The sequence below is a fragment of the Xenorhabdus innexi genome (assembly GCF_002632485.1).
Lineage (GTDB): Bacteria > Pseudomonadota > Gammaproteobacteria > Enterobacterales > Enterobacteriaceae > Xenorhabdus > Xenorhabdus innexi.
The window spans coordinates 1-13666 of sequence record NZ_NIBU01000012.1 but is presented as its reverse complement, the minus strand read 5'-3'; the positions used below and the strand labels follow the sequence as shown (position 1 = coordinate 13666).

Here is a 13666-nt window from a genome sequence, read left to right as displayed (position 1 = left end):
ACCACTATATAAGAAACCAACATGTCCAAACGTTTACCACCACTCAATGCGTTACGAGTTTTTGATGCTGCTGCCCGTCATTTAAGTTTTACTAAGGCGGCAGAAGAATTATTTGTCACTCAGGCTGCCGTCAGCCATCAGATGAAAAGTCTGGAAGATTTTCTGGGGCTGAAACTTTTTCGTCGTCGTAACCGCTCTTTGTTGCTGACGGAAGAGGGGCAAAGTTACTATCTGGATATTAAAGAGATATTCACCGCCATTAATGAAGCAACCCGGAAACTTCAGGCTCGTAGTGCCAAAGGCGCGCTCACCGTTAGCCTTTCTCCCAGTTTTGCCATTCAATGGCTTGTGCCACGGCTTTCTGGTTTTAATCAGAGCTTTCCGGGCATTGATGTCAGGATTCAGGCAGTGGATCGGGAAGAGGATAAACTGGCAGATGATGTTGATGTCGCTATTTTCTACGGGCGGGGTAACTGGCCGGGGTTGCGGACTGACAGACTCTATCCTGAATATTTACTGCCTGTCTGTTCTCCTTCGTTATTGATGGGAGAACGCCCGCTGAAAACACCGGCAGATCTTGTTAATCACACTTTATTGCATGATTCTTCCAGACGTGACTGGCAGGCTTATATTCGTCAGCTTGATATGCAGCAGTTGATTAATGTTCAGCAGGGGCCGATATTCAGCCACAGTGCTATGGTTATTCAGGCTGCGGTACACGGTCAGGGCGTGGCACTTGCCAATAATGTGATGGCACAAAATGAAATCGATGCCGGGCGTCTGGTGTGTCCGTTTAATGATGTGCTGGTCAGTAAGAATGCATTTTATTTGGTTTGCCATGATAATCAGGCAGAATTGGGCAAGATTGCCGCATTTCGTAAATGGATACTTGCGCAGGCCGCGAGTGAACAGGAAAGGCTGGGCTTTATTACTAATGAATGACATTAACCCATGAGGGCAGGAAAGAGCGATGACAGACAGCGCAATGAGTAGTCGTGTAATGCTTGTTTTTTGCGGAATAAGCGGTTTCTTTTACGTCGCCTTTGGTGCGATGGGTGCTCACCTTCTGGCATCAGTACTGACACCAAAGCAAATGGAGTGGATTCATACCGGTCTGCAATATCAGGGTCTACATACACTGGCAATGATGGCGCTGGCGGCTTTCCTGATAAGGCAGCCTGTTACGTTGTTTAACCGGGCCGGAATATTTTTTGTGGCCGGTATCGTTCTGTTTAGCGGCAGCCTTTATTGTCTGGCCTTTTTACCGTTAAAATTTTTAGTTTATCTGACACCAATTGGTGGGTTAAGTTTTCTCATCGGTTGGTTATGTGTATTAATTGGCGCTCTGCGTCTAAGGAAATCGGCGCTTAGCCATGAATAAAGTTGCTTTATATTGCCGCCCCGGGTTTGAAAAAGAGTGTGCGGCAGAAATTACCCATAAAGCGGGGCTGAAAGAAATCTATGGTTTTGCCCGCGTGAAAGAAAACAGCGGCTATGTATTATTTGAGTGTTATCAGCATGATGATGCAGACCGCCTGATCCGTGAAATTCCATTCGGTGAATTAATTTTTGCCCGCCAGATGCTGGTTGTGGGTGAATTGCTGAAAGACCTGCCTCAGGAAGATCGCGTTACGCCTATCATTGGAATGCTGACGGGGGTTATTGAACGTGCAGGTGAATTGCGCGTAGAAGTCCCGGATACCAATGAAAGCAAGGAACTGATGAAATTCTGCCGTAAGTTTACGGTTCCTCTGCGTAATGCAATGCGACAGGAAAAGCTCCTACAGGCAAAAGAGAATCCCGGTCGCCCGGTGATCCATGTCTTTTTCATTGCCTCCGGTTGCTGCTATGTGGGGTATTCTTACAGTAATAATAACTCGCGTTTTTACATGGGAATCCCCCGTCTGAAATTCCCGTCAGATGCACCAAGCCGCTCGACATTGAAACTGGAAGAAGCCTTCCATATGTTTATTCCTTATGACGAGTGGGAAGAGCGTCTTGATAGTGGTCTGTATGCTGTGGATCTGGGAGCCTGTCCAGGTGGTTGGACTTACCAGTTGGTAAAACGCGGCATGATAGTTCATGCAGTAGATAACGGGCCAATGGCGGACAGCCTGATGGAAACCGGTCAGGTAAAACACCATCGAGTGGATGGTTTTAAGTTTGAACCATCGGTAAAAAATATTTATTGGTTGGTCTGCGATATGGTGGAGAAACCGGCTAAAGTGGCTCAGCTTATGACTGACTGGTTGGCTAAAAGCTGGTGCCGTGAAGCAATTTTCAACCTAAAATTGCCGATGAAAAAACGTTATGAAGAAGTGGCTCATATTCTGGAAAAAATTGAGCAGCAATTGAAGGAAAATGGAGTCAATGCCCAGATTCAGGCGAAACACTTATATCATGATCGTGAAGAAGTCACAGTACATGTTCGTCGTATTTGGTCTGCTTATGCGATGCATCGTGATTTTTGATTAATATCCTTATCTTTCCGTCAGTTATCTCTTAAAAAATCTGAAAATGCCCCGGTTATTTTATTTTTTATATAACCGGGGCATTTTTTATTTTTTTCCTGCCTGATTTTAATTTCATTTGAAATTTTAACCTAAGTAAATTCTTTATTTTTGTTAATTCCATACAAATAAAATTGTATTTTTCAATAAATAAAGAAAAATTCTTTTTTGTTAACGCAATCGTTTATTTTTAAATTAATAATTAGACATGTAAATTAAATGTGTTTAATGTATAACTTAAAATGATGTGTTAATCATTTTTACATGGCCAGAAACTGGCGTTATTTTATTCAGGAGTTTTATTTCTAATAGCTCGCTTAGGAAGAATAATAAACTCAGATACCCGCTATTATTGATATAGCGGGATATAGACTATGAGTCTTTTTTTACAGGAGATTTATATGACCTCAAAGAAAAAATATACCTACACGGGGTTATCCGACTCTAACTCTAGCTCTGTTCAGGATATTAAATCACTACTCTCAGCCTACGTTCCAAACTCTGATCTAAATCTTCGTGTCATACATAAGCCATTGGGAGATAAGGCTCCTAATGAGCTTCTACGGACTAACTTCCAATGGGGGAATAATAAAATCGGGCCGGATGGTACGTTAGAATTAACCTATCATTTTTTAAAAACAGCCCCTTCTATAATGCCGAGGTTTGATATTACCGACTTCGGGGCTTTTAATTCGGAACAAAAAGAAGCCGCCAGACTTTCATTACAATCGTGGTCTGATGTTGCCAATATAAAATTCACCGAAGTCAGCAAACTTTCTGATGCCAATATTACGTTTGGTTTTTTTGATTATAGTGCAAATGGAGATTATGCATTTGCTACTTTACCAAGGGGACAAAATACAACGTATTCCTGGTACAACGCAGAAGACCATACTTTCAAAACCAATGATATCGGTGTCAATGGCTACGGGCGGCAGACGTTTGTTCATGAGATTGGGCATACGCTGGGGCTGGAACATCCCGCCGATTATGATGCTTCTGATAAAGTCAGGCCAACTTATCCCAATGTCGGTGAATATTTCGAAGACAGCCGTGCTTATACCGTGATGAGTTATTTCAGTGAGAAATACACAGGTCAGGATTTTCAGGGTAATTTCTCATCAGCACCGTTATTAAATGACATCTCTGCTATTCAGGCTCTGTACGGTGCCAATATGGAAACCCGTAAAGGCGATACCGTATATGGCTTCAACTCCAATACCGACCGCGATTTTATGACAGCAACAGATGCTGACAGCGAACTGCTATTCAGCGTCTGGGATGCTGGCGGAGAAGATACATTTGATTTCTCTGGTTTTACCCAGAATCAGCGTATTAATCTGAATGAAGGTGCTTTCTCTGATGTGGGCGGCCTGAGAGGTAATGTTTCTATTGCGCGTGGCGTCGTCATTGAGAATGCGATTGGCGGCAGTGGTGACGACATCATCGTTGGCAACAGCGCAGATAATATCCTGAAAGGTGGTGCAGGCAATGATGTCATTTATGGCGGTCTGGGCGGCGATCATCTCTGGGGAGGTTCAGGCAAGGATACTTTTGTCTATCTGGATGGCAAAGAATCACTGAAAAGCAACCCGGACTGGATCCACGATTTTGTTTCCGGTGAAGACAAAATCGACCTGTCGCAATTTAACTTCGGCAGCAAGGGCGATCTCAAGTTTGTTAATTCCTTCTCAGGTAAAGCGGGTGAAGTGCTGCTGAGTTATAACGAGTCAACGGATGTGACAGATATGTCTATCAGCCTCGGAGGAGAGTTAACCGGCAATGATTTTCTGGTGAAAATTATTGGTCAGCCATCGCCTGAAATGGATTTCATCGTTTAATCGGATAGGCTGCTGCCTTAAAGCAGGCAGTAGCTGTTTGTAGGGTGAGCCGTGATACAACGACATCTGGTTTCCTTCAATATTAATAAGCTGTTTGATTTATTGAGGTTTTTCACTCTATCAATAACGGTATCTTTATTTTTAATTGGAGGATGTATGGCAAGTAGTTTGAATCTCCCTGAACCGACTGAGCTGGCAGGTTTCTGGCAGGTGGCGGATAAACATCAGGTATGCAGTATTGAACTGACAGATGTACGTTTGCCGGAAGGTTCTATCTGGGAGCTGAAAAGTGATGACTGCCTGACAGAACTGATGGGAAATCCTGTAGCAGGCTGGCGTGCGGCACCTGATGGCATCACTCTGACGGATGCGACGGGTTATGGTCTGGCTTTTTTTAGTCAGGAATCTGAACAGTGGGTTGCTTATCTTGTCGATGGCCGAGATCTGGTTATGACGTTTAAGGGTAAAAGTAAATAAAAAGAGTAAGAAGTAAACAAAATTAAGACATACCCAGTGTTTTTCAATAATCACTGTTTTTCAAAAAGTTGAAACTCACTGGGTAGAATAAAAACAAGATAACGATAAGAACATAAATAACTATTTTACTTCTGACAATGAAAGGATTTCTGTGAAATTACGCCATTCAGTAGGTGAAATGACGGATATTATCCGTGCACGCAGCAAAATATTTTGGACAATCGGTTTGTTTACAGCATTTATAAACTTACTGATGCTGGTTCCCTCCATTTATATGCTTCAGATATATGATCGGGTACTGCCGTCAAGCAACATAATGACCTTATTGATGCTGACGCTGATTACTCTGGGCATGTATGTCATCAGCGGCGGGCTGGAATATATCCGCAGTCAGGTTGTGATCCGTATCGGAAGTCAGTTTGATATGTGCCTGAACCAGCGTATTTATACCGCATCGTATGAATCCAACCTGAAAAATGGTTCTACAGATGCGGGACAGATGCTGAATGACTTATCGACTATTCGTCAGTTTCTGACGGGAAGCGCATTATTTGCTTTTTTTGATGCCCCCTGGTTCCCGGTTTATCTGGGCGTTATTTTTCTGTTCAGCCCATATTTAGGACTACTGGCACTGATTGGTGCGCTTATTCTGATTGCGTTGGCTATCCTGAATCAGTGGTTATCTCACTTCCCTCTGGCGCAGGCCAGCCATCTTTCTCTGCGCTCCGCTAATCTTGCCAGCACTAATTTACGTAATGCAGAAGTTATTGAAGCATTAGGCATGTTGCCAATGTTGCGACAGCGCTGGTTTAGTCTGCATGAGCGTTTTCTCAATTTTCAGCGTATTGCCAGCGAAAGATCGGCATCGATTACAGCCATCACTAAAACAGTGCGTATGGCATTACAGTCTCTGATCCTCGGTCTGGGAGGCTGGCTGGCAATTGAAGGCAATATTACGCCCGGTATGATGATTGCCGGTTCAATTCTGATGGGGCGGGCACTCTCCCCGATTGAGCAGTTAATACAGGCTTGGAAAAGCTGGAATGCCGCCCGTCTTTCATGGCAGAGGCTGGATAGTTTGCTGAAAGCACAGCCTGAGCGAAAAAGCGGGATGACATTACCTGATCCGAAAGGAGCACTGTTGCTGGAAAATGTGTCAGCTTCTCCACCCGGAAAAATCAAAGCAGCGAAACCCGGTGAAAAGAATAAACCGGTTTTGCAGGAGATCAATTTATCCCTCGAAGCCGGAGATGTTCTCGGTGTTATCGGGCCGAGTGCGTCAGGAAAATCAACGCTGGCACGTTTGCTGGTTGGTGTCTGGCAGGCTCAGGAAGGTGTCGTGCGGCTTGATGGTGCGGATATTTACCAGTGGAACAAGGATGAACTGGGTTCTCACATCGGCTATTTACCACAGGATATTGAATTATTTGCCGGAACCATTGCAGAAAATATTGCCCGTTTTAATGAGATTGAGGCAGAAAAAGTCACTGAAGCGGCGGAAAAAGCCGGAGTACATGATTTGGTACTCAATCTTGAACAGGGGTATGACACGGTGATTGGTGCGGGAGGTATGGGATTATCCGGCGGGCAGAAACAGCGGATCGGGCTGGCACGGGCGCTCTATGGTAATCCTTCATTGGTTGTGTTGGATGAACCTAATTCTAATCTGGATGATATCGGGGAAAAAGCGTTGAGTCGCGCAATTAACCAATTACGGCAGCAGGGAAAAACGGTGGTGGTGATTACCCATCGTCCGGCATTGCTCTCTCAAACAAATAAAGTTTTGTTGTTAGTACAGGGAAAAACGAAATTATTTGGCCCGACACAGCAGGTTATGGCGGCATTGGCGCAGTCGGCTTCAGGGCAGTCAGCATCAGTAAAGCCAGCGTCAGAACAGCCAAAAAGTGCCGGGCATATACCCAATGGATTTCAGGAAATATAAATTTGTCTGGGAGTGAAAATGTCCGATAAGACCAACATAAAACATACCCAACATAATGAACCCGCATTATTGCCTCTGGATGCCAATCGCTATTTGCGACTGGGCTGGCTGGTTATTGGTATTGGCATTCTGGGGTTTTTACTATGGGCGGCATTCGCTCCGCTCGATAAAGGTGTTGCTTCTTCCGGCATAGTCGTGGTGGATGGTAATCGTAAAACTGTACAGTCTCCGACTAATGGCATCATCAGGCAGATTTTGGTGGCAGAAGGGGAACATGTCAGGGCTGGTCAGGTATTGATTCAGCTCAGTCAGGTACAGGTGAATGCTCAGATTGATTCACTGAAACAGCAGTTACATACCATGCTGGCAACAGAAGCGCGTTTACTGGCTGAACAGGAGGGGATGGAGGAACTGGTTTTTCCGCCATCGTTACAATCTCTGCCTTCAGAGCCGCGTTTTGACAATATTCTGGCGTTACAGAAACAGCTTTTTCTGTCCCGGCGGGAGATGCTGAAAAGTGATCTGGCGGGAATGAAACAGTCAGAAGAAGGGATGATTGTTCAGATCAAAGGATTACGGGAGGCAATGGCAAATAAACGGCAGCAGAAAGCTTCGCTGACGGAGCAGATCACGAATCTGCGGCCGCTGACAGAAGAGGGTTACTTTCCCCGCAATCGTTATCTGGAGTTACAACGCAACCAGATTGAGTTAAGCGGCAGTATGGCGGAAATGAGCGGGCGGATTGGTTTGCTGGAAAAACAACAACAGGAAACCCAGCAGCGCATTATCCAGCGGCAGGCGGAGTATCAGCGAGAAGTCCGTAGCCAGCTTGCTGATGTTCAGGTTCAGGCCAATGAATTACAAAACAAGCTGCAAACGGCTCAGTTTGATTTATCTCATACCTCTATTACGGCACCTGTTGAGGGAACCGTCGTCGGATTGAAAGTCTTTACTCAGGGAGGCGTTGTTGCATCAGGAGAAAAGTTGATGGAACTTTTGCCTGAACAGAGTGCGCTGGAAGTGGAAGCGCGTCTGATGGTACACCTGATTGATAAAGTTGAGATCGGTCAGAGTGTTGATCTGATGTTTACAGCATTAAACCAGAACCGCACGCCTAAAGTGACCGGAAAGCTGCTGGTTATTTCTGCCGACCGCTTAGTGGATGATGTGACCAGAGAATCGTATTACCAGATCCGAGTACGGGTGACACCGGAAGGTATGGCAAAACTGACAGATTTACATATCAAGCCGGGAATGCCGGTTGAAGTTTTTGTCAAAACAGGGTCACGCTCGCTACTTAGCTATTTATTTAAGCCGCTGGTGGACAGAGCATCTACATCGCTGATCGAGGAGTAATGGAAATGTTCAGGCAGCATCGGATTAAGAGAAAAAACACAGAGAAAATAACAGGAAAGTGTTCTGTGCTCCTGTTTTTATTCTTAATCACTGTTCCCGCAGTGTTGCATTCTGCTCCGGTCAGGGCACTTTCCCTGACGGAGGCTTATGCACTGGCGTTACATCACGATCCAACGTTTCAGGCTGCGATAAAAGAGCTGGAAGTGGGGCAGGAGGAAGAAGCGCTTGGACGGGCAGAATTATTACCCAAATTGTCAATGAGCTACCAGAATGCCCCAAAGAACTGGCAGCAGGCAGAATCCAATTCTTTGGACAGGAGAGGCAACACAGTTAAAGAGCACCATGATCGGCAGTATGACAGTTACAGTGGAGTATTAATCCTCACTCAGCCCCTGTTTGATATCGAAGCTTGGGCACGTTATCAGACCCGTAAGGCTTATGCGTTAATGAGTGATGCCCGTTTCCGGGCTGACAGCCAGCAACTGGCAGTCAGAGTCGTGAATAGCTACGTTGCTGTCGCGTATGAGCAGGACAGGCTGGCGCAAATTGAGCAACGGCGTATGGCCTATGAAAAGCAGTTGGAACTTAACCAGAAACTATTCACTTCTGGTGAAGGTACTCGTACTGATATCGCCGAAACTCAGGCCCGTTATAGTCAGGTTCAGGCCGATGAGTTAACTGTGCGGGATGAACTGGATGCTGCGATCCGCGACTTGCAGCTATTAGTCGGGATGCCATTACCGACAGATGTTCCTGTGACCCGTTTATCAAATGTCGAACATTTCAAGACGATAAATCTGACCTTTGAACGTTATGCCGATTGGGAGCAGGCAGCATTGCGTCAGAACCCTCAGTTAGCGGTTGCCCGTCAGAAAATTGATGCGGCATATTATGATATTAAACGCAGTCGGGCAGGGTATCTGCCGAAACTGGAATTATACGCCTCTCACAGTGAGAATAAATCCGGCACAGACAACACCATCAATCAGAAATACCGTACAGATTCTATAGGTGTGCGTGTTTCCATGAACCTCTATAACGGTAATGGAACACTGGCATCCGTGCGTCAGTCAGCCGCTAATTATGATAAGACCAAATATGAAATGGAGGCGCAGGCAGGGGAAACACTCAATGCATTGCGCCGCCATTATAACGGTTGTGTCAATGGGCAGAAGCGGATACGTGCTTATGAAGCGGCCGTAAAAGCGGCAGAATTGCAGGTACAGGCGACGGAAAAAAGTGTTCTGTTAGGGCAGCGGGTGAACGTGGATGTATTGAATGCGGAGCAGCAACTCTATGCTGCTCGTCGTGAACTTTCTCAGGCAAAATATGATTATATGAAATCCTGGATTGGCTTACTGAATGAATCAGGGCAGCTCAGTAGTGAACATATCCAATTGCTTTCTCATTATTTTGGCTGACCACATTACTTGTATCTGGCTCAGAGACGATTCAGCCGGAGTTGTTGCAAATTACCATGCAGGGATAAATCGGTTTTTAATGAAGCAACTTCACGGCAGATATAAGCCATTTCTTTGTCAGAAGCCAATTTATTGCGCCATTTCTCCGGCTGAGATTCCAGATTCTGGAAGAGGTTATCTAACGAGCCAGCCTGTTGCAGCAAAGTCACGGCGGTTTTGGGGCCGATACCCTGAATCCCCGGAATTTTGCTGCTGCTTATTCCTGCCAACCCCCAGAAATCGGGCAATTGGGCAGGAGAAACGCCAAATTCCTGTTGTACAAAAGGCAAATCCAGCCAGCGTTTCTGGAAATAATCGCGGATTTGGATATTCGGAGAAAGTAGTTGGCAATAGCCTTTATCGGTAGAAACAATGGTGACCCGATGCCCTGTAGCAGCGACTTTGGTCGCCAGTGTTGCCGCTAAATCATCCGCTTCGTGTCCTTCAGCATGCCAACTGGCAACTCCCAGCGCATTGAATGCCTGCTTAATCATCGGCATTTCCTGTTGCAAATCCTCCGGCATAGCTGAACGCCCGGCTTTGTAATTGGGAAGTAATTTATGGCGCCAGCTATGGCATCGATCATCCTCGTCAAACACTGCGACGGCATGAGTCGGAGAAGAGTGAGAGATTAATTGCTTTAACGCATGCTCACAGGCGGTAACGCAAGGCGTTCCCTGCACAGCATGGATACGTCGAATCAGATTCAGGGCATCTACAATCAAAAGGTGTATCATAATTTCTTATTCCATCCGTGGACTTATTCCCTGGCTACTGCCTCACTGGGTTTTGATGAGGCAGGATAATCTGCCGTGATTTATCTGATGATTTTATAACATGGCTCATAAGCTGTGCCACCCGGAAGTTTCATCCTATTCTGCTGAACAAAATCTTCCAGCAGGTTATCCATCCGGTGCATAATTTCTGCGTCACCGTGAATATTGAAAACCCCGTATTTTTCAATAGACTGAATGCCGAACTCTTTCACATTACCTGCCACGATACCGGAAAATGCCTGTCGCAGTGCTGCTGCCAGTTTTTCAGTCGGCTGGTTCAGGTGTAAATCCAGATTAGCCATATTTTCATGGTTAGGCTCAAAGGGATATTGTAAATCATGGGGAATTTTCATTGCCCAGTTAAAACTGTATGCATCACCGGTTGAACGGCGATTTTCTTTGACCAGTGGCATTGCAGTTTTCATTACTCTGGCAACTTCTAATGGATTATCCACAATAATCTGGTAATGACGGCGAGCCTGTTCACCCAGTGTGTTAATAATAAACTCATCCAGAACATGAAAATAATCAGCACTTTCTTTTGGCCCGGTTAATACCAGAGGCAATACCTGATTCTCATTCTCAGGGTGCATCAGAATTCCCAGCAAATAAAGCAGCTCTTCTGCTGTTCCGACTCCTCCGGGGAAGATGATAATACCGTGGGCGATACGAACGAAGGCTTCCAGCCGTTTTTCGATATCCGGCATGATAATCAGTTCATTAACCAGTGGATTGGGTGGTTCAGCGGCGATAATGGAAGGTTCTGTAATACCAATAAAGCGGCTGTTTTTATAGCGCTGTTGTGCGTGACCGACGGCTGCGCCTTTCATCGGTGCTTCCATTGCCCCCGCTCCGCAGCCGGTACAAATATTCAGCTCCCGTAAACCCAGCTCATTACCGACTTTACGGGCATACAGATATTCTTGCTCATTGATAGAATGCCCGCCCCAACAGACGATCATATTGGGATCTTCGGTAAGATGCAGAGCCTTGGCGTTGCGCAGGATGGAGAAAACGGTATTGGAAATGTGCATACCGTTTTTCAGATTCAGTGAGTCAGCTTTTTGTGCATTGGCAATCTGGGCATGGACAAACAGAATATCCCGTAATACGGCGAATAAGTTTGCCCGCAGAGAACGGATAATTTTGCCATCAACAAATGCTTCTTCCGGTGGATTGACCAGCTCTAGCTTAACTCCCCGCTCTCTGCGCAGGACGTTAATATCAAAATCTTTATGTTTTGACAGCAGCTCTTTGCTGTTATCAGTCTGGCTACCAGAATTGAGTACTGCGAGTGAGCAATTGCGGAAAAGGCGGTACAGATCACTGCTTGCGGTGCGTTTAAGGGTATCAACCTCAAGTTGAGAGAGTAAATCCATTGACCCTAATGGGCTGACATGTGTAATCAAGAATGCCTCCTTTATACCCCAATCGGGGTTTCTCAATAATGATTCTACCTGAAATTTGTCGGGGCTAATTGAACGTATCTGGTTTAAGTCAGCCTGTCAGGTCATCGGATGGCATACGGATGTATGCCATCTATACCCGTCGTCTTTCAAGCTGCCTCTTTGTTGGCTGCGCTCATTCACCCCAACCTATGCTCCCGGGGATTACTGAGAGGCTCCTGCCTCTCACCGGAGGCCAGCCTTTAGCTGGGCAAATTCGTTCCCGACGAATTTGTCATTCCCTTGCCGCCGCGACGCAACTTGAAATCCATAGAGTATATATAAGTCCGGCGATTACTGACGGGCTAACCTGCCGGTTGGCGGCACAAATGAGTCGTTACTGCGCCACGGATTGATATCCAGCCCACCCCGACGAGTATAACGCGCATAAACAGTCAGTTTTTCCGGTGCACATAACTGCATTAAATCGTTGAAAATACGTTCAACGCACTGCTCATGAAACTCGTTGTGGTGACGGAAGGAAACCAGATAACGTAATAATTTTTCCTGATCGATTTTCGGGCCTTTATAGCGAATTTGTACGGAACCCCAATCAGGCTGATTTGTGATCAGACAATTTGATTTTAAGAGATGGCTGACCAAAACTTCATCAACAACAGGCCCTGTCGCTGCCTCATTAAGATAATCGCGGCTGAATTGATAGTCATCAATTTCAATATCCTGATTATCAATACATTTACCTTCAAAATCGGCAATTGGTTGTTGGTTGAAATCATGCAGAGGGTATAAAACAACCTCGATATCACCGTTAGCGCAGGCGGATAAATCCCGTTGCAGGGTTTGCTGGACGGTTTCCCAGTCAGCAAAGCGGGTTTGGTTAAAACTGTTCAGATAAAGTTTAAAACTTTTTGATTCAATCAGATTTTGGCTGGCAGCATTCAGGCTGACATGACCAATGGCAACCTGGGGAACACCCCGGGAATTGAGCCATGACAGTTCATACATTGTCCAGATGTCTGCGCCGTAGAAAGGCAGATTATCAGGGTACAGCCCCAGAGGCTCACGGTTCATACTGCGGGGAACGGCTTGCAGTAATGCGGGTTCATAGGTATCGCAGTAGGAAGTTGGTTTACCAAGAGTGAGTTGAGAGAGCGCCTGATTATCCTGATACAAAGACATAAGATTCCTCAAAGTTGTATACCCTGCATTTAAGAGCGATAGGGCGGAGGTTATTGTTCTGAATACAGGCGGTAGTGTATCAAGGAATATTGATGATTCGTATTTTTATTGTGCATTTTAAAGAAACTTAGCCTGATAATTGCGATCTGTCTGTTTGCGAAACAGGGGCATTTATCGGGAAGCTAAGAGAGGCGCTCGGCTGCTCTAGTTGGCAGCTATTCCCCATATTCTATTCATCGAGCCAGCGTAGTGCTGCCTGTGCGAGGCTGAGTCTTTTTTCTTCGATGGAAGCGCTATAGGTACGTTCTTTTCCATCAATCATGCGTGTAACAATATGGCGCGCATACCTTTCCGTCAGTGTTTCTCCTCCATGCCATTTATTTACTTTTATCTTAACTTCATCTGGGTGACGAGCCAGATAAGCATTGATAGGGGTTTGTGAATGTGCATGTTTAAAGAAATCAATAGGAAGTAAATTTATAGCATCATTGAAATAAACTTTGCGCCAATTAAGGCATGTATCATCTGGCTTTTGCTTTATTTTCGGTGTAAATAATTCATTGTCTTTTGAATTAAACTCTATATGGTGTCGTCATGAAATGCTCAACCAAAGAGCAAGGCAGCGGATTTGGACTGCGGCAAGAAACGATGCACTATTTTTGGCATAACGGGTCGCTATACCACGCCAGCGTTTCAAATGGAGAAAAGCGTTTTCAACC

At 45.4% G+C, this 13666-nt stretch carries 12 protein-coding genes and 1 pseudogene; 8 read left to right on the top strand and 5 right to left on the bottom strand.

Annotated elements, in window-relative coordinates; translation table 11 throughout:
- Positions 1-21 precede the first annotated feature (21 nt).
- The 8 genes from Xinn_RS07020 (at position 22) to Xinn_RS06985 (ending at position 9547) form a co-directional block, all read left to right on the top strand.
- The gene (locus tag Xinn_RS07020) at positions 22-942 is read left to right on the top strand and encodes a transcriptional regulator GcvA (protein WP_086955279.1); all 921 of its coding nucleotides are present in this window, start codon (positions 22-24) and stop codon (positions 940-942) included.
- A gap of 43 nt (positions 943-985) precedes the next feature.
- Positions 986-1381 carry a DUF423 domain-containing protein gene (locus tag Xinn_RS07015; protein WP_086956567.1) on the top strand — a complete coding sequence of 132 codons (396 nt, stop codon included), beginning with the start codon at positions 986-988 and terminating at the stop codon, positions 1379-1381.
- The gene (gene rlmM, locus Xinn_RS07010; protein WP_086955280.1) at positions 1374-2471 is read left to right on the top strand and encodes a 23S rRNA (cytidine(2498)-2'-O)-methyltransferase RlmM; all 1098 of its coding nucleotides are present in this window, start codon (positions 1374-1376) and stop codon (positions 2469-2471) included. The genes Xinn_RS07015 and rlmM overlap by 8 nt, the downstream gene beginning before the upstream one ends.
- 440 nt (positions 2472-2911) lie before the next feature.
- Positions 2912-4351, top strand: a complete 1440-nt coding sequence (locus tag Xinn_RS07005; protein WP_086955281.1) for a serralysin family metalloprotease — start codon at positions 2912-2914, stop codon at positions 4349-4351.
- Positions 4352-4507: 156 nt separating this feature from the next.
- Entirely contained in the window at positions 4508-4828 is a 321-nt protein-coding gene (locus Xinn_RS07000; RefSeq protein WP_086955282.1) for an AprI/Inh family metalloprotease inhibitor, read from the top strand.
- Positions 4829-5006: 178 nt separating this feature from the next.
- The gene (locus tag Xinn_RS06995; protein ID WP_086956568.1) at positions 5007-6770 is read left to right on the top strand and encodes a type I secretion system permease/ATPase; all 1764 of its coding nucleotides are present in this window, start codon (positions 5007-5009) and stop codon (positions 6768-6770) included.
- 18 nt (positions 6771-6788) lie between these two features.
- Positions 6789-8126 carry an HlyD family type I secretion periplasmic adaptor subunit gene (locus Xinn_RS06990; RefSeq protein WP_086955283.1) on the top strand — a complete coding sequence of 446 codons (1338 nt, stop codon included), beginning with the start codon at positions 6789-6791 and terminating at the stop codon, positions 8124-8126.
- Between the two features lie 65 nt (positions 8127-8191).
- A complete protein-coding gene (locus Xinn_RS06985; RefSeq protein WP_244590152.1) occupies positions 8192-9547 on the top strand; it encodes a TolC family outer membrane protein in 1356 nt (451 codons plus the stop codon).
- 20 nt (positions 9548-9567) lie between these two features.
- Here Xinn_RS06985 and xni read toward each other — a convergent pair whose 3' ends face one another.
- The 5 genes and pseudogenes from xni to Xinn_RS06960 form a co-directional block, all read right to left on the bottom strand.
- Positions 9568-10326, bottom strand: coding sequence for a flap endonuclease Xni (gene xni / locus Xinn_RS06980; RefSeq protein WP_086955284.1), 759 nt, complete (start codon positions 10324-10326; stop codon positions 9568-9570).
- A 77-nt stretch (positions 10327-10403) separates the two neighbouring features.
- On the bottom strand, positions 10404-11771 hold the full coding sequence (ppnN, locus tag Xinn_RS06975; protein WP_086955285.1) for a nucleotide 5'-monophosphate nucleosidase PpnN: 1368 nt from the start codon (positions 11769-11771) through the stop codon (positions 10404-10406).
- Positions 11772-12101: 330 nt separating this feature from the next.
- Complete coding sequence (gene queF, locus Xinn_RS06965; RefSeq protein ID WP_086955286.1) at positions 12102-12947, bottom strand: NADPH-dependent 7-cyano-7-deazaguanine reductase QueF; 846 nt, start codon at positions 12945-12947, stop codon at positions 12102-12104.
- Positions 12948-13176: 229 nt separating this feature from the next.
- Positions 13177-13488 (bottom strand): YopJ family acetyltransferase, encoded by a 312-nt coding sequence (locus Xinn_RS23680; protein ID WP_479688273.1) that lies wholly within the window; start codon positions 13486-13488, stop codon positions 13177-13179.
- Between the two features lie 51 nt (positions 13489-13539).
- A pseudogene (locus Xinn_RS06960) lies at positions 13540-13666 on the bottom strand (IS5/IS1182 family transposase); the annotation flags it as partial.

Coding starts and splice junctions, on each gene's coding strand:
- Xinn_RS07015 (WP_086956567.1), top strand. CDS start 986: ATGAGTAGTCGTGTAATGCTTGTTTTTTGCGGAATAAGCGGTTTCTTT.
- rlmM (WP_086955280.1), top strand. CDS start 1,374: ATGAATAAAGTTGCTTTATATTGCCGCCCCGGGTTTGAAAAAGAGTGT.
- Xinn_RS06990 (WP_086955283.1), top strand. CDS start 6,789: ATGTCCGATAAGACCAACATAAAACATACCCAACATAATGAACCCGCA.
- Xinn_RS07000 (WP_086955282.1), top strand. CDS start 4,508: ATGGCAAGTAGTTTGAATCTCCCTGAACCGACTGAGCTGGCAGGTTTC.
- queF (WP_086955286.1), bottom strand. CDS start 12,947: ATGTCTTTGTATCAGGATAATCAGGCGCTCTCTCAACTCACTCTTGGT.
- Xinn_RS07005 (WP_086955281.1), top strand. CDS start 2,912: ATGACCTCAAAGAAAAAATATACCTACACGGGGTTATCCGACTCTAAC.
- Xinn_RS06995 (WP_086956568.1), top strand. CDS start 5,007: ATGACGGATATTATCCGTGCACGCAGCAAAATATTTTGGACAATCGGT.
- Xinn_RS07020 (WP_086955279.1), top strand. CDS start 22: ATGTCCAAACGTTTACCACCACTCAATGCGTTACGAGTTTTTGATGCT.